This window comes from Agrobacterium sp. ST15.13.015 (assembly GCF_027871645.1).
Classification (GTDB): Bacteria; Pseudomonadota; Alphaproteobacteria; order Rhizobiales; family Rhizobiaceae; genus Agrobacterium; species Agrobacterium leguminum.
Genome location: NZ_JAQAHF010000001.1, coordinates 75,538 through 94,606, shown reverse-complemented (window position 1 = coordinate 94,606; position 19,069 = coordinate 75,538). Strand labels below are relative to the sequence as shown.

Here is a 19,069-nt window from a genome sequence, read left to right as displayed (position 1 = left end):
CATGAACGGCATCATGCAGGGTAAACGCGGCCTCATCATGGGCGTCGCAAACAATCATTCCATCGCCTGGGGTATCTCCAAGGCGCTTGCGGCACAGGGCGCAGAACTGGCCTTCACCTATCAGGGTGAAGCGCTCGGCAAGCGTGTGAAACCGCTCGCCGCCGAGCTCGGATCCGATTTCATCGTACCGTGCGATGTCGAGGATATCGCCTCGGTCGACGCCCTGTTCGCGACGATCCGCGAAAAATGGGGCTCTCTGGATTTCGTCGTGCACGCCATCGGCTTTTCCGACAAGAACGAGCTGAAGGGCCTCTACGCGGATACGACGCGCGAGAATTTCAGCCGCACCATGGTCATTTCCTGTTTCTCCTTCACGGAAATCGCCAAGCGCGCCGCCGAGTTGATGACAAATGGCGGCTCCATGCTGACGCTGACCTATAATGGATCGCAGCGCGTCATCCCGAACTACAACGTCATGGGCGTCGCCAAGGCGGCTCTTGAAGCGTCCGTGCGTTATCTCGCCGCCGATTACGGCCCGCGCGATATTCGCGTCAACGCCATCTCGGCCGGTCCGGTCCGCACGCTGGCGGGCGCCGGCATCTCGGATGCGCGGGCGATCTACGCATGGAACCAGAAAAACGCACCGCTTCGGCGGACCGCGGATATCGACGATATCGGCGGATCGGCGCTTTACCTGCTGTCCAATCTGTCGCGCGGCGTAACCGGCGAATGCCATTATGTGGACTGTGGTTATAACATCACTTCCACACCCACGCTGGAGGTTCTCTCCAAAGCGGATGCGGAATAAGCGCCCGTTTCAGCGTCAACAAAAGCCCGGCCATGTGCCGGGCTTTTATATTTTGGGCCGTATCAATTTCGGAAATCACTAAAGTATAATTCATTGGAGTAACTGAATTTAAACATCGGGTGGTTATGGTCCGCAACAAATTCAACGGTTGCGCTTGCCGCATATTCTTAGAGATCGATATCGCCTCATGCGACTGGCCAGACTGAAGCCATTGCTGGAAAAATTCGGAGTCTCGCGCGACGGGACAGCGGCTATAGAATTCGCGATACTCGCGATCCCCTATTTCCTCGTCGTCTTTGCGATCATCGAGACCTTCATCGCCCTGATGGCGGAACAGGTCGTCGCCAACGCCACCGAAAACATGGCGCGGCGTCTGCGCACCGGGCAGATCAGCAGCTCGATTTCGAAAGAGGATTTCCGCAAGAGCTTCTGCAACGAAGTCTCGGTGATGATCACCTGCTCAGCGGATGAAATTCAAAAAGAACAGAAGCTCTATATCGATCTTCGCTCGTTTACTGCCTTCAAGGATATTCCGACCACGATACCGCTGAAGGCCTATGGCGAATATTACGATCTCGACACCGCCCAATTCGGCTTCAAGCCGGGCGGGCCGGAAACCATCAACATGTTGCGTGTCTATTATCGCTGGCGTGTGGTTGCCGATATCATCCGGCCATACTTGACGAAAATACGTCCGGCCGACGGATCGATGCCCTCACATTTCCTCATCGTCGCGACAAATGCGTTCATGAACGAGAAATACATCACAGGCGGGGGCTCATGATGGCAGGGCTGGTGTCCGTTGCGGCAAACGGCAAACGACGCCTGATGGCGCTCGTTTCACGCTTTGCCAAAGATCGCCGTGGCGTGGGTGCGGTGGAGTTCGCGATCCTCTTTCCGATATTGCTTGCGCTTTATCTGACCTCTTTCGAATTGACGATCGGATACAACACCTACAAGCGGGCAAGCAGCGCCGCAGCCTCCATCAACGATCTGATATCGAAAACAGGGTCCGTCGATAAAACCTATCTCGCGGGCATGCAGGATGTCGCAGCCGCCGTGTTTGCGCCCTACAGCACCAAGGGTCTGCAGCTGAAGATCAGCGGCATCAAGATCGATGCGCAAAAACAGGCGAAAATCACCTGGTCCTGGGATGAGAAAAATCTGAGACCCTACGCGGTGGGGTCACCGGTTGCCGTTCCGACGCGCCTGCTCGTGGAAAACAGCTTTCTCATCCACGTCGAACTTTCCATCCCGCATGAATTGCTGATGTTCATGCCCGATCTTGCCTCGTCCGGGGTGAAGTCGATCACCATCGGCCGGGAGTATTTCTTCAAGCAACGCGACGCCGAGACCGTCTGCACCAATTGCTGAGCAATCGGTGCGCCAGAACGGTCTCGTCATGGCAATAGTTAGTAGACGTCGCGCAGATAACGTTTTTCGCGCTTCAGCCTGTTCACATACTCGCTCGCCGCCTCAGCGGAGATGCCGGCCTCCTCGCTGACGATGCCGTGCAGGGCATCATCGACGTCCTTCGCCATGCGGGTCGCGTCGCCGCAGACGTAGAAATAACCGCCCTCTTCAAGCCATTGATAGAGCGCCTTGCCGTTCTGCCGCATGCGGGTCTGGACATAGATCTTCTCCGCCTGATCCCGCGAGAAAGCAAGGTCGAGGCGGGTGAGCACACCATCGCGGCTCATGTCGCCAAGCTCGTTTTCATAGATGAAATCCGACTGCCGGTGCTGGTCGCCGAAAAACAGCCAGTTTTTGCCGTTTGCGCCTCGGGCTTGCCGTTCCTGCAAAAAAGCCCGGAAGGGCGCGATGCCCGTACCCGGTCCCACCATGATCATAGGCGCGTCATTGTCCTGCGGCACACGAAACGCTTTGTTCGGCGAGACGAAAATCCCGGCACTCTGTCCGGCCTCCACGCGGTCGGCGAGATAGGTGGAGCACACGCCCCCACGCTCACGGCCCTCGGCGCGATAACGCACGCTGGCTATGGTCAGATGCACGCTGTTTTTTGCGACGAGCGGGCTGGAGGAGATGGAATAGGCGCGATGTTGCAGCGGCTTCAGGAATGTCACGAATTCAGCAACATCGAATAGCGGCTTTCCGCCGAGATTGATGAGGTCGAGAATATCCTTGCTCCAGAGAAAGGCGGCCAGTTGCTCCCTGTCTCCGTTTGCGAGAATGTGGCTGAGTTCGTCATGCCCCGCACGCTTGCCGATTTCGGCGACGAGTTCGCGCGAAGGCGTCGATATCTCGAACATGTTGAGAAGCGCATCGCCGACCGGCCGGTCCAGCCCGGCGATTTGGCTGTCCGCAGCCGCCCCGAAGTGTTCCAGTAGCGCGCCGACCAGTTTCGGATCGTTCAGGGGCACGACGCCAAGAGCGTCACCCGCCTCATAGTCCAGGCCGCTTTCGCCGAGATCGAATTCGTAGTGACGAATTTCCTTGGACGAGCCGGGACCGGACAGACGACGATTGACGCTTACCTCAGCCGAATAGGGATTTTTGCGGCCCCAGCCCTGTTTTCCCCGCACGGGCGGCTCGGCAACGTCGGACATGGTGACAGATGCCGCATTTCCGCCATCGACAGCAACCGCGAGCGGCAGGGTCTCACCGATCCATGCGGCGGCGGCGTCCTCAAAGTCGATATCGCAATCGATACGCGTCTTGATGCGCTTGCCGCCGAGTTGTTCGAACCGCGTATCGATAAGCTTGCCCGCCTGGCAGAAGCCGTCATAGCCGGTATCGCCGAGCGCGAGCACGGCAAAATTCATCTCGTCCACACGCGGCGCGCTGTCCGCGGCGAGCGCTTCCCAGAAAAGCTGGGCATTATCAGGCATTTCACCTTCGCCATAGGTCGAGGTGACGACGATGACGCGCTTCATGGCGCCGAGACTGTCCATCGAGACATCATCGAGTGCCGTCACCACCGGCTGCATGCCCTGGGCGCGGGCGGCGGCGGCAATATCCATCGCCAGCGCCTCGGCATTGCCGGTCTGGGTGCCGAAAAGAATATTCAGCACACTGGCCGCCGCCCTGGGAGCAGCGGCGGCAACCGATGTCTCCAGGCCGATGGCGGCGCGGGAATGGAGCCCCGCCAGAAAACCGGAAAGCCATGCGCGCTGATCACCGTTGAAGGGCGCGTCTTCGGGAATATAAGGTATCTTCATCATGCTGCCCTGTGGCTGGATGCGGTGGCGAGGTCGGGAATGGCACGGGCTGCGAAAAGCTCCTCGAAGCCCGGCAGACGGCCGATCTTCTCGACGTTTTTCCGGTTCTGCTGAATGATCCAGCCATAGGTGCCGGGGCTGTCCACCGACCAGATGTTCCTGCGGGCCAGCGCCTGCTTGTAATCGTCGAGACGCTTGGCGGCGATCATCACCGCAAGCTGTTCATCGCTATGGTCCGAAAGCGCCTCGCGTGCATATTTCAGCAGCCGCTGCATCAGCGCATAGTCTTCCGTGAGGATGAGATTGCGCACGGCTTTTTCAATGGCCGGGTCGGAAGGACCCGACGCCATCGGCAGCCGCTGCAGGGCGATGGCCTGCGCCATGCTCAACACGGTATAATTGTTGAGCAGCGCATACATTTCCTCCGTATCCGTCTCGCCATAACCCGGCACCGTTCCGTTCAGGACGGCCTTGCGGTCGCGATAGGCGAGCTTGAACTTTCGCAGTTGATGAGCGGCAAGCGCGGATGCCAGTTCCTCCAGCAATTCCTTGCGGGGCTTCGCCTTCAGAATTTCATCGCTATCCTGATAAAGCAGCAGGGCGCGTGGCATGCCATAGACGAAATTATGCTGTTCACTTTCCCAGTTTTCCAGAAGCCATGCCGCCTTGGCCGAGCCGGTCTCTGCGACATGCCAGGTCAGAAGCTGGTGGATGGCCTGATTATGAATGGCGGCCTGTTCATCCTCACCGGTGATCGAGCCGAGCAGGATGGAATCGTGGCTGACCTTCTTCGGCAGGTCGCCATAGGGATCATACTGATAAACGAAGCCGCCGCTCATGCCGTTGCCGAAACCCTTACCGAAGCTGCCAAGGTTCAGGACCGCGCCGTTGGTCATGTATTCACAGGCGAAATCACCCACGCCTTCGACGACGGCGGTGGCGCCGGAATTACGCACCGCGAAACGGTCGCCCGCCTGCCCCTCCACGAAGGTGCGGCCGCCGGTGGCGCCGAACAGCGCGAAATTGCCGACAAGCACATTGCCGCCCGCCTCATCCGAGCCACCGCCTGGGGAGCGCACGACGATGGTGCCGCCACAGGCGCTTTTGCCGACGCCGTCATTGCAGGTGCCGGTATGGACCATGACCATGCCGTCATTGCAGAAAGCGCCGAAGGACTGCCCGGCGGAACCGGACGTATCGATGCGCACCGAACCCGCCTCCAGGAACCGGCGGCCACGGCTGTCCCGCTTGACGGCCGGCAGCGCATCCGCCTCTTCATCGGAAAGCTCATGGTTCAGCATGCGTTCGATATCGACGGCGAGCTGGCCACCGACGCTCTTGTTGCAATTGTTGAGGAAACGATTGCCGCCAAGCTCGATGTTCTCGCGCCTGCTGTCGACCAGGGCCGAGCGCACGAGTTCGATGAAGGCATCGTCCAGTGCAAAGTCCTTTTCCATATAGACGGGGCTGTCGATCTTCACCTCTTCGACCACCGCAAGCATTGCCCGGAGGTCAAGCTGGCCGACGCTCGCCGGATGATCGAGGAGATGAAGAAGATCGGAACGGCCGCGTGCTTCCCGCAGCGAGGCAACCCCAAGTCCGGCCAAAATCTCGCGCGTTTCATGGGCGATGTTCATGAGATATTGCGCCAGCGCGCGCGGATCGCCGTTGAAGGCCTCCTGATTGGTGGTGAGACCGGCCGGGCACTTGATGTTGCAGTTCTTGGCCATGACGCACTTCAGCATCATCAGCGCCGTCGTGCCGAATTCGAAACTGTCGCCACCGAGGAGTGCGGATTTCACCACGTCGCTCGCCGTCTGGTGCGCGCCGGAGCAGCGCAGCAGCACCTTGGCGCGCAGGCCGGTGGCGCAGAGCGCCTGATGCACTTCTGCGATACCGATTTCCGCCGCGCGGCCGGTATATTTGAGGCTGGTGACGGCAGCTGCCCCCGTGCCGCCGGTATTGCCGGCGACATTAATGACATCCGCCCCCGCCTTGGCGACACCGACCGCAATCGTGCCGATGCCTTCCGACGAGACCAGCTTGACGATGACGCGCACGCGCGCCGCCTTGGCATCGTGGATGAGCTGGGCCAGATCCTCGATCGAATAGGTATCGTGATGCGGCGGCGGCGAGACAAGTTCGACGCCCGGCGTGCCGCCGCGTGCGGCGGCGATTTCCACCGTCACCTTGGGAGACGGCAATTGCCCGCCCTCACCCGGCTTTGCGCCCTGGCCAATCTTGATCTCGATCTCTTCGAGCATCGGATCGGCAAGATAACCGGCCCAGACGCCGAAACGGCCGGAAGCGAACTGCTTGATGCGCGAGGCACGGATGGTGCCATAACGGGAAATATGCTCGCCACCCTCGCCCGAATTCGACATGCCGCCGACCATGTTGGTGCCATGGGCGACCGCCTCATGGGCAGCAGCGACGAGCGCGCCGTGGCTCATGGCGCCCGATGCGAGGGTCTTGGTGATCTCGCTCGCCTTCTGTACGGCATCGAGCGGAATACTTTCCGGTGCAGTGCGGATAAGCGAGAGATAAGCGGATGCTTCACCCTTTGCCTGAACCATGAGCGCGCCGCCTTCCAGCCAATGGCCTGGAATATCCGCACCGAAACGGTCAAGCAGCGACTGGCCGAGTGCGGCAAGCCGGGCAAGCTCATGACCGTGCGGGCCGGTCAATTGCAGCCGGAATGCGCCTTCGCCCGCTTCCTCGCAGCGCAATCCGCGCACCATGAAGCTGTTATTGCCCTGCCGGGAAAAACGGCCCATTTCCCGGCGGAATTCTTCTGCGGAACCGGCGAAGGTCACATCGGCGGGCAATTCCAGAACATCACGCAGGGCGGCGGGGCGGCGCGCCCTTTCTTCCGCCATCATGCGGGCGAAGGCGCGGTAACCGGGCGTTACCTCGAATTTGTCGATGGCCTCCGGGGTCAGCCGGTCGAAGCTGTTGTGATAATAGGCCGCATCGTTGAGACCGAAGGCATCTTCCAGCCGGTTGAGCGGCAGCAGGCGCAAAGCCTCCTCGTTTTCGGTTCCCTTGTCGAAACCGATCTTCTCCTCCGTCATGTCCACGAAACCGCGTACCGCCGTCGTGCCATAGGAATGGCCGGCGCCTTCCGCACGCTCCTTGAAGAGACCGAGCAGCGGAATGTCGTTTTCGCCCTTCACGGACAGCGCCTTGCGGTGCCAGTCCGCCACGGCCTGCGCGATGACGGCGAAGTTGACGCCGCCAACCGGGGTCTTCACATTGGGGAAATAGCGCTTGAGTACCGCATCGTCGGTATCGAGGAAGTTCGGTTCGAAGAACTCGCCGCCGATATAGCTTTCCGCCGTACACAGGCCGACCTTGCCCATGGTCTTCATCAGCGACTTTTCCGCCGCCTTGGCAAAACGCTTGAAGGCCTTGTCGGCATCGGCACCGAATTTCTCCTCGGCGCGGAACTGCACGCCAAGCGGATAGACGGCAGAAGCGCCGAAGCCGAGGCCAGCCGCTATGTGATGCGAGGAAGAAAACTGGCCACTTTCCACGATCAGGGAAATGCGCAGCCGCAGACCTTCCTCGATCAGCCGCTGATTGATGGCGGAGACGACCATGATCATCGGCAAGGCCGCACGGCCTGCCGAGACATGCCGGTCGGTGATGACGGCGATGCCGCCTTCCTCAGCTGCGAAAGCCACAACCTCATCGCAGAGATCATCGATTGCCTGCCGCAGCGCGGTTTCGTTGGCTTCGGCAACATCGAAGACCGGCGAATAGAGCATTTCGAAACGGCGAAGGGGCGTCTCCGACTGCTCGCGAATGCGCAGCATATCGAGATGGGTCAGGATCGGAGAGCGCACGACGATCTGGCGGGCCCTCTTCGCCCCGCTGTTCGGCTTCGCACCGAGGGCCACACGCAACGTCATGCCGTCGGCCTCACGAATACTGTCGAGCGGCGGATTGGTGACCTGCGCGAAACGTTGTGAGAAATACTTCGCGACGCCGCCTTCCTGATCGGAAAGCGCGTTGATGGCATTGCCGTAACCCATCGCCGAAATCTTTTCCGCGCCTGAGGCCAGCATCGGGTCCATCAGGAACTTGAAGCTTTCCTGATTGTGCGAATAGGCGACATAACGCTGGTGCCGTTCCAGATCACCATTGTAACGCAGCGGCGAGCCCTGCTTTTCCGCCGGCACTTCCGGCAGATCTTCCAGCATGACACGGGCTTCGCGCAGCAGGGATGAATAATCGCGGCGTGAGGCGAGAAGCTCCAGCGCCTCGACGGTGGAAAAGGCGCGGCGTTCTGCATGGTCGTAATAAAGCATGCCGCCCGCCTCGATGCGGCCGCGGCGGATGACGCTTTCCGCCGGAAAGGCAATCTGCCCGGCCTCCGACATGACGCAGAGATAATCTTCCGTCTCGACGGTGCGCAGCGGGCGCAGGCCGAGGCGATCGAGCCGCGCGCCGATGATGGTGCCGTCGCCGAAGATCAGCGCGGCCGGGCCGTCATTCTTCTCCTCATAGAGCGAGAAATATTCCAGCATCGCCTTCACGCCCGGTGACAGGGTATCGTCGTTTTCCCAGGCCGGCGGCATCATCGAAACCACGGCGGTGACGAGGTCGAGACCGTCTTCCATCACCCGCGCCTGCAGGGTCTGATCCAGACGGCAGCTATCCGACTGGCCCTTCGGGCGGATGATGCTGGCATTCTTTGCCAGCGCCACGGCCGCTTCCGACAGCCGGTTCTTCTTGTCGGTGTTGAGCTCGCCATTATGCGCCATCAGACGGAAGGGCTGCGCCATGGAAGGATGCGGATCGGTATTGGTGGAGAACCGCGTGTGGAAATACATCGTATGCACTTCATGGCGCGGATCGGTGAGGTCGCAGAAATAGGGCATGACCTCATGGGAGTTCAGGCGGCCTTTCAGAACCTGCGTGCGGGCGCTAAGCGACAGCGGATAAAAGCCGGCGAGTTCCGGCACCGTATAGGCAAGCGCCTCAATGGCGAGCAGCGCCTTGTGGATGCGCCAATCAAATTCGGCGAGGGTTGCGCATTCGGCAGGAGCCCAGAAAACCCATTGGCGGATCGGTAACTGGTAAGGGATGGCGGCAGGACGAATGGCCGTGTCATTCACCGGCACATCGCGCACCAGCAGGATTGCGAAGCCCTGCTCTTTGAGAGCGTTTGCGATGATACCGACAGCCTCGCCGTGGAAAGCCGGATTTTGCGGCAGGAAAAAATTGCCGACGCCGAACCGGCCGGCCTGCAAGCCGTCCTCACCGGTCAATTCCCGAAAGAAAGAGAGCGACAAATCCAGCGATACGCCCGCGCCATCCCCGACACCTTCCGCCGACATGCCGCCGCGATGCGGCACGGCACAGAGAGCCTCGTGGCCGCGCTTCAGCACATCATGCGTCTGCACGCCGTCCTTGCGGGTGATGAAACCGACACCACAGCTGCTTTTTTCAAAAGCCGCATCGTAAAGGCCGAATTTTTGCTCCGTCACACTCAAGGCACTCTCCTCTCGTTGCGCATTTCGCGCGGCATCGCCCTCTTTCCCGAAACCCGGCGCGTCAGCCGGCACTCTGCGGGCGGAGCCGCAGGCGACCTGGCTGCTCCTCATTCTTCTGCTTAGCGGCGTTTAATGGCGCGAACGGTCGTTTTGCGGCCGTCAAACGGCTTGGCGGCGATGGCCGCTTTTTCGCAAATAATGATCGTCGTCGTTCGCATCGCGTTCCCTGAAGGCCGGCTTTCCGGCAGTGAGATACACTGAATTACGTCAGTATTGCTTACATAATATTTCATGATCAACCAAGTCAAGATTAAAATCGACCCGGCGCAATAAAAAAACAAAAACGCCGCGAAATCCGACAGGATTCCGCGGCGCGATGGCTGCAGAGATTTTTAAATTGCCCGGATCACTCCGAAGGCATGTCCAGCGTGCGGCTGAACCAGAGGGCAATCAGCGTGCAGAGCGCACCCGACATCAGGTAAATGCCGACCGCGAAAAGGCCGAATTTGGACGAAAATCCGAGCGCGACGAGCGGTGCGAAGCCAGCACCGATCAGCCAGGAAATATCCGAGGTGAGCGACGCGCCGGTATAGCGGTACTCACGGCTGAAGCGGGAAGCAAGCGCGCCGCCTGCCTGACCGAAGGACAGGCCAAGCAGAGAAAAGCCGATCAGCACAAAGAGATAACGGCCAATATCACCGGAACCAAGAAGAACCGGTGCAACCAGACTGAAAAGGCCGATCAGCACCGCCGCGATGGCCAGAAGCTTCCGCCGGCCGATCCTGTCGGCCAGAATACCGGAGACCACGATCATCCCGCCGGCGATGATGGCGCTGACGAATTGCACGAAAAGGAAGTCCGAGACACGCTGGCTGGTGTTGAGCGAAACCCAACTCAGCGGGAAGACGGTGACCAGATGGAAGAGCGCAAAGCTTGCCAGCGGCACGAACGCTCCCGTGAGGACCACCGGAAACTGCGAGCGCAGCATCTTGAACATGGGGCGCGGTTCCAGCTCGTGCTGTTCCAGCATGGCCTGAAATTCCGGCGTCACGATCATGCGCAAGCGGGCGAAGAGCGCGAGAACATTCAGCGCCAGCGCCACGAAGAAGGGGAAACGCCAGCCCCAGGCGAGGAATTCCGCATTGGAAAGCTGTGTGACGAAGACGATGAAAAAGGCGCTGGCGAGACCGAAGCCCATGGCCGCACCGATCTGCGGCATCATGGCGTACCAGCCGCGCTGTTTCTGCGGCGCATTCATGGCGAGCAGCGACACCAGACCGTCCCATGCGCCGCCAAGCCCAAGGCCCTGGCCGATGCGGAACACCGCCAGAAGACAGGGGGCAAGCATGCCCGCTTCCGCATAGGACGGAAGAAAGCTGATCGCCATGGTGGAACCACAGAGCGTGAAGAGAGCGGCCATCAGCTTCACGGCGCGCCCGAATTTGCGGTCGATCTGGAGGAAGATCAGCGAGCCGATAGGCCTTGCGATAAAGGCCAGTGAGAAAACCGCGAAGGAATAGAGCGTCGCCGTCAGCGGGTCGACGAAAGAAAAGAAGACGTGGGGGAAAACGAGCGCGGAGGCGATGGCATAGATGAAAAAGTCAAAGAATTCCGTCATTCTCGCAAGAATGACCGCAATCGTGATGCGATCCGGATCGACCTTGACGGGACCGACCCCATTTCCGTTCGCCTCCGGCGCCTGCCCAAAGGATGGAGCAGCATTCGTATAACTCATAATATCCCTCCTGCGTCATGGACGAACCATTTCCTGTAACGCGCCGGCTCCTCTTCCGTTGCGTTACGATGCGGCGGATTGTCACACGCACCCTACGTAACGTCAATTGAAGTTTGGCAATAAAGGGTTGCCCAGTCAGCTGACCATGCGATAATGCACGCGCTCCGTCCTTAAACGCAGCTCTGCCCGAGACATGGTGCATCGCGAAGGTTTCGCTGCACCGCGACAATATACCTCATTTGAAAAATGATGTTCGGCAATTATTCGCGGCATAATCCAAACTGTACGAGTTCAAAGAACGTGCGCACGATCAAAAAAATCCTATCCGCCCTTCTGGCAATCCCGGCTCTGCTGCTGCTCAGCGGCTGTAACCTCGTGGTGATGAACCCTTCGGGCGACGTCGCCATCCAGCAGCGCGATCTTATCATCACGTCCACGGTCTTGATGCTGCTGATCATCGTCCCCGTCATCGTCCTGACGATTTTCTTCGCATGGAAATATCGGGAATCGGCAAAGGCCGAGGATTACGATCCCGAATGGCACCACTCCACGCGCCTTGAAATGGTGATCTGGTCGGCTCCGGTCGCCATCATCCTGATGCTCGGCACGGTGACCTGGATTTCCACTCACCGTCTCGACCCCTATCGTCCGCTGGAGCGTATCGACGAGAACCGTCAGGTGACCGCCGATGTCAAACCGATCACGGTGGAAGTGGTGGCCATGGACTGGAAGTGGCTATTCTTCTATCCCGAACTCGGCATTGGCAGCGTCAATGAATTCGCCGCTCCGGTCGATGTTCCGATCAATTTCAAGATCACCGGCACGACGGCAATGAACTCCTTCTTCGTGCCCGCGCTCGCCGGCCAGATCTACGCCATGGGCGGCATGCAGACCAAGCTGCACGCGGTCATCAACAAGGAAGGCGTTTATGACGGCTTCTCGGCCAACTTCTCCGGCCCCGGCTTCTCCCACATGCGCTTCAAGTTCCATGGCCTGAGCCAGCAGGGCTTCGACCAGTGGGTTGCCAAGGCGAAAGAGGGCGGCAAGGGCTTCGGCCGTCAGGAATATCTGGAATTCGCCAAGCCTTCGGAGCGCGAGCCGGTACAATATTTCGCTTCGGTCGATCCCGAACTCTACAGCGCCATCCTCAACCGCTGCGTCGAGCCCAACAAGCTCTGCATGCGCGACATGATGCATATCGACGCCAATGGCGGCGGCGGCAAGGAAGGCATCGATATCGCCAAGGCGCTGAATTCCGTCGTCTGCACGCCGCTTGCGCCCTTTGGCGTCGCCAGCGGCCCCCAATCCACTCCGGCTGCGCTCGAAGGACAGACTTTCGAGCCTGCGGCGCTGCCGGAAACGAAACAAGTCGCTGGCTGACGGATACGTCCCGGCATTATGCGGCGCGGCCAATGGCTGCGCCGATCTTATGTCTTAGAATCGCAAGAGGCTAAAAATGATCGTCAATTCCGATCAAACGTCGTTCCTGTTCGGGAAGCTGACATGGGAGTCCATCCCGCTTCACGAGCCCATTCTTGTCGCAACCTTCGCGGCCGTGGCTCTGGGCGGTATCGCCGTCGTCGGCGCCCTCACCTATTTCCGCCTCTGGGGCTATCTCTGGAATGAATGGTTCACGAGCATCGATCACAAGAAGATCGGTATCATGTACATCATCCTGGCGCTGGTCATGCTGTTGCGCGGCTTCGCCGATGCCATCATGATGCGTGTCCAGCAGGCGATCGCGTCGGGCGGATCGGAAGGTTACCTCCCGCCACACCATTACGACCAGATCTTCACAGCCCACGGCGTCATCATGATCTTCTTCATGGCCATGCCGATGATCACGGGTCTGATGAACTTCGTCGTGCCGCTGCAGATCGGCGCCCGCGACGTTTCGTTCCCCTTCCTCAACAACTTCTCCTTCTGGATGACCACGGCCGGTGCCGTCATCACCATGATCTCGCTGTTCATCGGCGAATATGCGCAGACCGGCTGGCTGGCTTATCCGCCGCTTTCCGGAATCGATGGAAGCCCGGGGGTCGGGGTGGATTATTATATCTGGGGTCTGCAGATCGCCGGTGTGGGAACGACGCTATCGGGCATCAACCTGATCGTGACGATCATCAAGATGCGCGCGCCTGGCATGACCATGATGCGCCTGCCGATCTTCGTCTGGACATCGCTGTGTTCGAACATCCTGATCGTGGCCTCCTTCCCGATCCTGACCGGCACGCTGGCACTTCTCACCCTCGACCGTTACGTTGGCACCAACTTCTTCACCAACGATCTCGGCGGCAACCCGATGATGTATGTCAACCTCATCTGGATCTGGGGCCACCCCGAAGTTTACATCCTGGTCCTGCCGGCATTCGGCGTCTTCTCGGAAATCGTTGCAACGTTCTCCCGCAAGCGTCTCTTCGGTTATGCCTCGATGGTTTACGCCACGGGCGTCATCACCATCCTCGCCTATATCGTGTGGCTGCACCACTTCTTCACCATGGGTTCCGGTGCAAGCGTGAATGCTTTCTTCGGCATCACCACGATGATCATCTCGATCCCGACGGGTGCCAAGATCTTCAACTGGCTCTTCACCATGTATAAGGGCCGCATCAAGTTCGACGTTCCGATGCTGTGGACCATCGGTTTCATGATCACCTTCGTCATCGGCGGCATGACCGGCGTTCTTCTCGCCGTTCCGCCGGCGGACTTCGTGCTTCACAACTCGCTGTTCCTGATCGCCCACTTCCACAACACCATCATCGGTGGCGTGGTGTTCGGTGTGCTTGCGGGTATCGTCTACTGGTTCCCGAAGGCCTTCGGATACCGGCTCGATCCGTTTTGGGGCAAGCTGTCCTTCTGGTTCTGGTTCATCGGTTTCTATTTCGCCTTCATGCCGCTTTATATTCTCGGCCTGATGGGGATTACCCGCCGTATCAGCCAGTTCGAGGATAATTCCCTGCAGATCTGGTTCGTGATCGCCGCTTTCGGCGCCTTCCTGATCGCGCTCGGCATCGCCTCCTTCGTCATCCAGCTCATCGTCAGCTTCCTGAAGCGCGACCAGCTGCGTGACGTGACCGGCGACCCCTATAACGGCCGTACGCTGGAATGGTCGACGTCTTCGCCGCCGCCCGCCTACAACTTCGCCTTCACGCCCGTCATCCACGATGTCGACGCCTGGGCGGATATGAAGAAGCGCGGTTACAACCGTCCCAAGGAAGGCTTCATCCCGATCCATATGCCGAAGAACACCGGCGCGGGCGTGATCATCAGCGCCATCAGCGTGGTTCTCGGCTTCGCCCTGGTATGGCACATCTGGTGGCTTGCGGCTCTGTCGATGCTCGCCATCATCGCGGTCTCCATCGCCCATACCTTCAACTACAATCGCGATTATTACATTCCGGCTTCCGACGTTTCGACGGTCGAAGCGGAACGTACCAAGCTGCTTGCGGAACAGGCGTAACGGAACATGTCTCATACACCTGCACAAAGCGTCGACGGCGCTGAACCACCGGTCTTCTACCTGAAGGAAGACCATCACCCGGAGAACGGCACCTCGCTGGGCTTCTGGCTCTACCTGATGAGCGACTGCCTTATCTTCGCGACGCTGTTTGCCACCTATGCCGTTGTCGGCCGCAACTACGCGGCCGGCCCTTCCGGCGCCGACCTGTTCGACCTGAAGCTGGTGGCGATCAATACCGGCTTCCTGCTTTTCTCCTCCATCACCTATGGCTTCGCCATGCTGGAAATGGAAAAGCAGAAGGTAAAGGCCACGCTGGTCTGGCTGGGTGTGACCGGCCTCTTCGGCCTCGCCTTCCTCGCGGTCGAACTCTACGAGTTCCATCACCTGATCGCGGAAGGTGCCGGTCCGCAGCGTTCGGCGTTCCTGTCGGCCTTCTTCGCGCTGGTCGGCACGCACGGTCTGCACGTCACCTTCGGCATCATCTGGCTCGTCACGCTCATGTTCCAGGTCGCCAAGCACGGCCTGATCGCGGCAAACAAGCGTCGCCTGATGTGCCTGTCGATGTTCTGGCACTTCCTTGACGTCATCTGGATCGGCGTCTTCTCCTTCGTTTACCTCATGGGAGTTCTTTGATGAGTTCCGAAGCACACGCACATCACGACGCGCATGGCGACGACCATCATCACCATGATGGCGCGAGCCATGGCACCTTCAAGAGCTACATGATCGGCTTCGTCCTGTCGGTTATACTGACGGCGATCCCCTTCTGGCTGGTCATGGGCGACGTTCTTGAAAACAAGACCCTGCTGGTCATCGCCATCATGGGTCTCGGCGTCATCCAGATTTTTGTGCACATGATCTACTTCCTGCACATGGACACCAAGTCCGAAGGCGGCTGGACCTTCATGGCGCTGATCTTCACCGTCGTGGTGCTCCTGATCACGCTCTCCGGCTCGCTCTGGGTCATGTACAACATGAACAAGAACATGATGCCGCTGCACATCGAGGATGTGAAAAACCTGCCCTGAGCAGCAGAGACCTACGGCCTGCCGGGTTTCCGGCGGGCCGCCTTCGCGCCAACACATAACCCCATGAATCCTGGTGCGATTTATGGGGTTATTTGCTGGAAGGAGCGCATGCGGGCGCTAGAGTTTTTTCGCTTTTCCTCGAATCGCAAAAACACTCTAACTCTTTGTTTTGGCGCATTTCCGGACGGAAAACCGGGTTCCACTTTTCCTGGAAATGCTCCGGGAAACCCGCCAAAGCAGACCGGTTTCTGCCGGGCGCGCTTCGCAAGGACCGTGACATGAGCGAAACCACACCCCATAACCGGCGCATCCGCCCTGCGGCCATCGTCGTCCTGTTCCTGACCGTCGTTCTGACGGGTCTGCTGCTCGCGCTCGGCACCTGGCAGGTCAAGCGCCTTTCCTGGAAGCTCGATCTTATCGAGCGGGTCGAAGCCCGTGCCCATGCCGATCCCGTCGACGCCCCTGCCGCCAAAGAATGGCCGGCGCTCGGCGATCCGGCGGAATACGAATATCGCCGTGTGAAACTGTCCGGCACCTTCCTCAATGACAGGGAGGTTCAGGTCTATACGGTCACGGACCTCGGCCCCGGTTACTGGGTGATGACGCCGCTCAAGCGGGACGATGGCTCCAGCATCATCGTCAATCGCGGCTTTGTGCCGTCCGACAGGCGCGACCCGTCCTCCCGCCAGGAAGGCGAACCGGCCGGAAATGTCGAGGTCGTCGGGCTGATGCGCGCGCCCGAAACCGGCGGGCTTTTCCTGCGCACCAACGATCCGGCAAATGGCCGCTGGTATTCCCGCAACATCCCGCAAATCTCGCAGGCATCCGGCCTTTCCGATGTCGCGCCGTTTTATGTCGATGCCGATGCAACCCCCAATCCGGGCGGCCTGCCGGTCGGCGGCAAGACCATGCTCACCTTCCCCAACAACCATCTCTCCTATGCCGTTACGTGGTATATTCTGGCGGCGATGGTGGTGGCTGCGGGCTGGTATGTCCTGCGCAACCTCAACGCCCCCAAACCGAAACGGGACGAGGATTGAGCAGCCGGTTTTACCGGATGGTTCATAAAATCACTTCCTTCTTCACGTTTTGCTGATCTATAACGACAGTTCGGCCTGACATTGCCCGTCGGCGCATTTTGTTTCGGTGAGTTATGGCAAGAGCATTTCTTCTCGTTCTGGATTCCTTCGGCGTCGGCGGCGCACCCGATGCGGAGCGGTATGGCGATCTTGGCGCAAACACGCTCGGCCATATCGCGGAATTCTGTGCAGCGGGCGCTGCCGATAAAGCGGGGCTTCGCTCCGGTCCGTTGAAACTGCCGAACATGTGTTCGCTCGGCCTGCTGGAGATTGCGCGACAGGCAAGCGGCGACATTCCCGCCGGCATGGAACCGCCGGAGCGCATTTTCGGCCTGCACGGTTCCGCCAGCGAAATCTCCAAGGGCAAGGACACGCCGTCCGGTCACTGGGAGATCGCCGGTACGCCCGTCACCTTCGACTGGGGATATTTCCCAACGGAAGGCGACGCCTTTTCTCCGGAACTGGTGGAGGCGATCTGCAAGGAGGCTAATATTCCCGGCATCCTCGGCAATTGCCATGCTTCCGGCACCGAGATCATCGCTGCACTCGGCGAGGAGCATATCAGGACCGGTAAACCGATCTGCTACACCTCATCCGATTCCGTTTTCCAGATCGCCGCGCACGAAACGCATTTCGGTCTGGAGCGCCTCATCGCGCTCTGCGAGACGGTACGCAAGCTGCTCGATCCGCTGAATATCGGCCGTGTCATCGCCCGCCCCTTCATCGGCGAAACGGTCGCGACCTTCGAGCGCACCGGCAACCGTCGCGATTTCTCCGTTCTGCCACCGGAACCGACCCTGCTCGACAGGCTTGTGGAGGCCGGCCGAAAAGTGCACGCCATCGGCAAGATCGGCGATATCTACGCCCATCAGGGTGTGACGCGCGTCATCAAGGCAAATGGCAACAGCGCCCTGATGGATGCGACATTGCAGGCTATCGATGAGGCCGAAAACGGCGATCTCGTCTTCACCAATTTCGTCGATTTCGACATGCTTTATGGCCATCGCCGGGACGTTGCCGGTTACGCCGCAGCCCTCGAGGCCTTCGATGCGCGAATCCCCGAAATCCATCGCAAGATGGCGCCGGGTGACATCGCCCTTCTGACCGCCGATCACGGTTGCGACCCCACCTGGCGGGGCACGGACCATACACGGGAAAGGGTGCCGATCATGGCATTCGGACCGGGCATTCGCTCACGCGATGTCGGCATCCGTTCAAGCTACGCCGATATCGGCGAAAGCATCGCCCACCATCTTGGCATCGAGGCCGGTTCTCACGGCAGGAGCTTCATTTGACATCGCATTTGCTGAAAGCGGAAATTCACTGCCACCTCGAAGGTGCGGCCCCGCCCGCCCTCGTCGCTAAACAGGCGGAGAAATACGGTATCGACACCAGCGGTTTTCTGCGAGACGGCCAATATGTCTGGTCGGATTTCGCCGAATTCATCCGTTGTTACGATGCGGTGGCGCAGGTGTTCAAGACGGATGAGGATTATTCCGTCCTGACTGAAACCTACCTGACCGAACTTGCGCAAGCCAATACCATCTATAGCGAGCTGATCATTTCGCCCGATCACGGCGACCGCATCGGGCTCGGCGCCGACGCCTATCTGGCCGGTATTGCCGAAGGTATCCGCATCGCAAGGGAAAAGACGGGGATCGAAACCCGCATCATCGTCACCGGCGAGCGTCACTTCGGCCCGGAACGGGTAATCGCCGCGGCGGAATATGCAGCACGCGCTCAACATCCGCTGGTGACGGGCTTCAACATGGCCGGCGAGGAGCGCATGGGCCGCGTCGCCGATTATGCACCCGCCTTCGACATCGCCCGCGATGCCGGCCTTGGGCTGACCATTCATGCCGGCGAGGTTTGCGGGCCGGAAAGCGTTGCCGATGCGCTCGATCTCGTCAAGCCGTCCCGCATCGGGCATGGCGTGCGCGCCATCGAAGATGCCGGTCTTATCGCGCGGCTGGCCGAGGCGGGAACGGTTCTGGAAGTCTGCCCCGGCTCTAATATCGCGCTCAACGTCTATCCCGATTTTGCCAGCCACCCGCTGAAAGCTCTGAGCGACGCCGGGGTGCGCGTCTGCATCAGTTCCGACGACCCGCCATTCTTCTTCACGTCGCTTGCACGGGAATATGCGCTGGCTGCGGATGAGTTCGGCTTCAGCGATGCCGAGATCAACCGCATGACACGGACTGCACTGGAATGCGCCTTCGTGGACGAGGCAACACGTGCGCGACTGCTTGCGAAACTCGATGGCGCCTGACGCTGCGGTT

The 19,069-nt window shown here is 59.7% G+C and carries 13 protein-coding genes; 10 read left to right on the top strand and 3 right to left on the bottom strand.

Annotated elements, in window-relative coordinates:
• Window position 1 precedes the first annotated feature (1 nt).
• The 3 genes from fabI to PIB16_RS00410 all read left to right on the top strand — a co-directional run bounded on the left by fabI (window position 2) and on the right by PIB16_RS00410 (window position 2,182).
• Entirely contained in the window at window positions 2–808 is an 807-nt protein-coding gene (gene fabI / locus PIB16_RS00420; RefSeq protein ID WP_065654751.1) for an enoyl-ACP reductase FabI, read from the top strand.
• Between the two features lie 187 nt (window positions 809–995).
• Window positions 996–1,592, top strand: coding sequence for a TadE/TadG family type IV pilus assembly protein (locus PIB16_RS00415; protein WP_003524373.1), 597 nt, complete (start codon window positions 996–998; stop codon window positions 1,590–1,592).
• Window positions 1,589–2,182, top strand: a complete 594-nt coding sequence (locus PIB16_RS00410) for a TadE/TadG family type IV pilus assembly protein (RefSeq protein WP_020812531.1) — start codon at window positions 1,589–1,591, stop codon at window positions 2,180–2,182. The genes PIB16_RS00415 and PIB16_RS00410 overlap by 4 nt, the downstream gene beginning before the upstream one ends.
• 38 nt (window positions 2,183–2,220) lie before the next feature.
• On the opposite strand, the gene PIB16_RS00405 is transcribed toward PIB16_RS00410, so the two are convergent.
• The 3 genes from PIB16_RS00405 to PIB16_RS00395 form a co-directional block, all read right to left on the bottom strand.
• Window positions 2,221–3,990, bottom strand: coding sequence for a sulfite reductase subunit alpha (locus tag PIB16_RS00405; RefSeq protein WP_333779986.1), 1,770 nt, complete (start codon window positions 3,988–3,990; stop codon window positions 2,221–2,223).
• Entirely contained in the window at window positions 3,987–9,488 is a 5,502-nt protein-coding gene (locus PIB16_RS00400) for a glutamate synthase-related protein (protein ID WP_271044777.1), read from the bottom strand. Before PIB16_RS00400 ends, PIB16_RS00405 begins: the two co-directional genes overlap by 4 nt.
• Window positions 9,489–9,894: 406 nt before the next feature.
• Window positions 9,895–11,223: an MFS transporter gene (locus PIB16_RS00395; RefSeq protein WP_065654755.1), complete on the bottom strand. Its 1,329-nt coding sequence runs from the start codon at window positions 11,221–11,223 to the stop codon at window positions 9,895–9,897.
• 249 nt (window positions 11,224–11,472) lie between these two features.
• Between PIB16_RS00395 and cyoA the strand changes: the two genes are divergently transcribed.
• The 7 genes from cyoA to PIB16_RS00360 all read left to right on the top strand — a co-directional run bounded on the left by cyoA (window position 11,473) and on the right by PIB16_RS00360 (window position 19,059).
• On the top strand, window positions 11,473–12,603 hold the full coding sequence (cyoA, locus tag PIB16_RS00390) for a ubiquinol oxidase subunit II (protein ID WP_065654756.1): 1,131 nt from the start codon (window positions 11,473–11,475) through the stop codon (window positions 12,601–12,603).
• Window positions 12,604–12,679: 76 nt separating this feature from the next.
• Window positions 12,680–14,683, top strand: coding sequence for a cytochrome o ubiquinol oxidase subunit I (gene cyoB / locus PIB16_RS00385; protein ID WP_078051442.1), 2,004 nt, complete (start codon window positions 12,680–12,682; stop codon window positions 14,681–14,683).
• 6 nt (window positions 14,684–14,689) lie between these two features.
• Window positions 14,690–15,316, top strand: coding sequence for a cytochrome o ubiquinol oxidase subunit III (gene cyoC / locus PIB16_RS00380; RefSeq protein ID WP_003524364.1), 627 nt, complete (start codon window positions 14,690–14,692; stop codon window positions 15,314–15,316).
• Window positions 15,316–15,711, top strand: a complete 396-nt coding sequence (gene cyoD, locus PIB16_RS00375; RefSeq protein ID WP_003514416.1) for a cytochrome o ubiquinol oxidase subunit IV — start codon at window positions 15,316–15,318, stop codon at window positions 15,709–15,711. The genes cyoC and cyoD overlap by 1 nt, the downstream gene beginning before the upstream one ends.
• Before the next feature lie 278 nt (window positions 15,712–15,989).
• Entirely contained in the window at window positions 15,990–16,751 is a 762-nt protein-coding gene (locus PIB16_RS00370) for an SURF1 family protein (RefSeq protein WP_174038693.1), read from the top strand.
• A gap of 113 nt (window positions 16,752–16,864) precedes the next feature.
• Window positions 16,865–18,085, top strand: coding sequence for a phosphopentomutase (locus PIB16_RS00365; protein WP_142844226.1), 1,221 nt, complete (start codon window positions 16,865–16,867; stop codon window positions 18,083–18,085).
• Entirely contained in the window at window positions 18,082–19,059 is a 978-nt protein-coding gene (locus tag PIB16_RS00360; RefSeq protein ID WP_271044776.1) for an adenosine deaminase, read from the top strand. Before PIB16_RS00365 ends, PIB16_RS00360 begins: the two co-directional genes overlap by 4 nt.
• Window positions 19,060–19,069 lie beyond the last annotated feature (10 nt).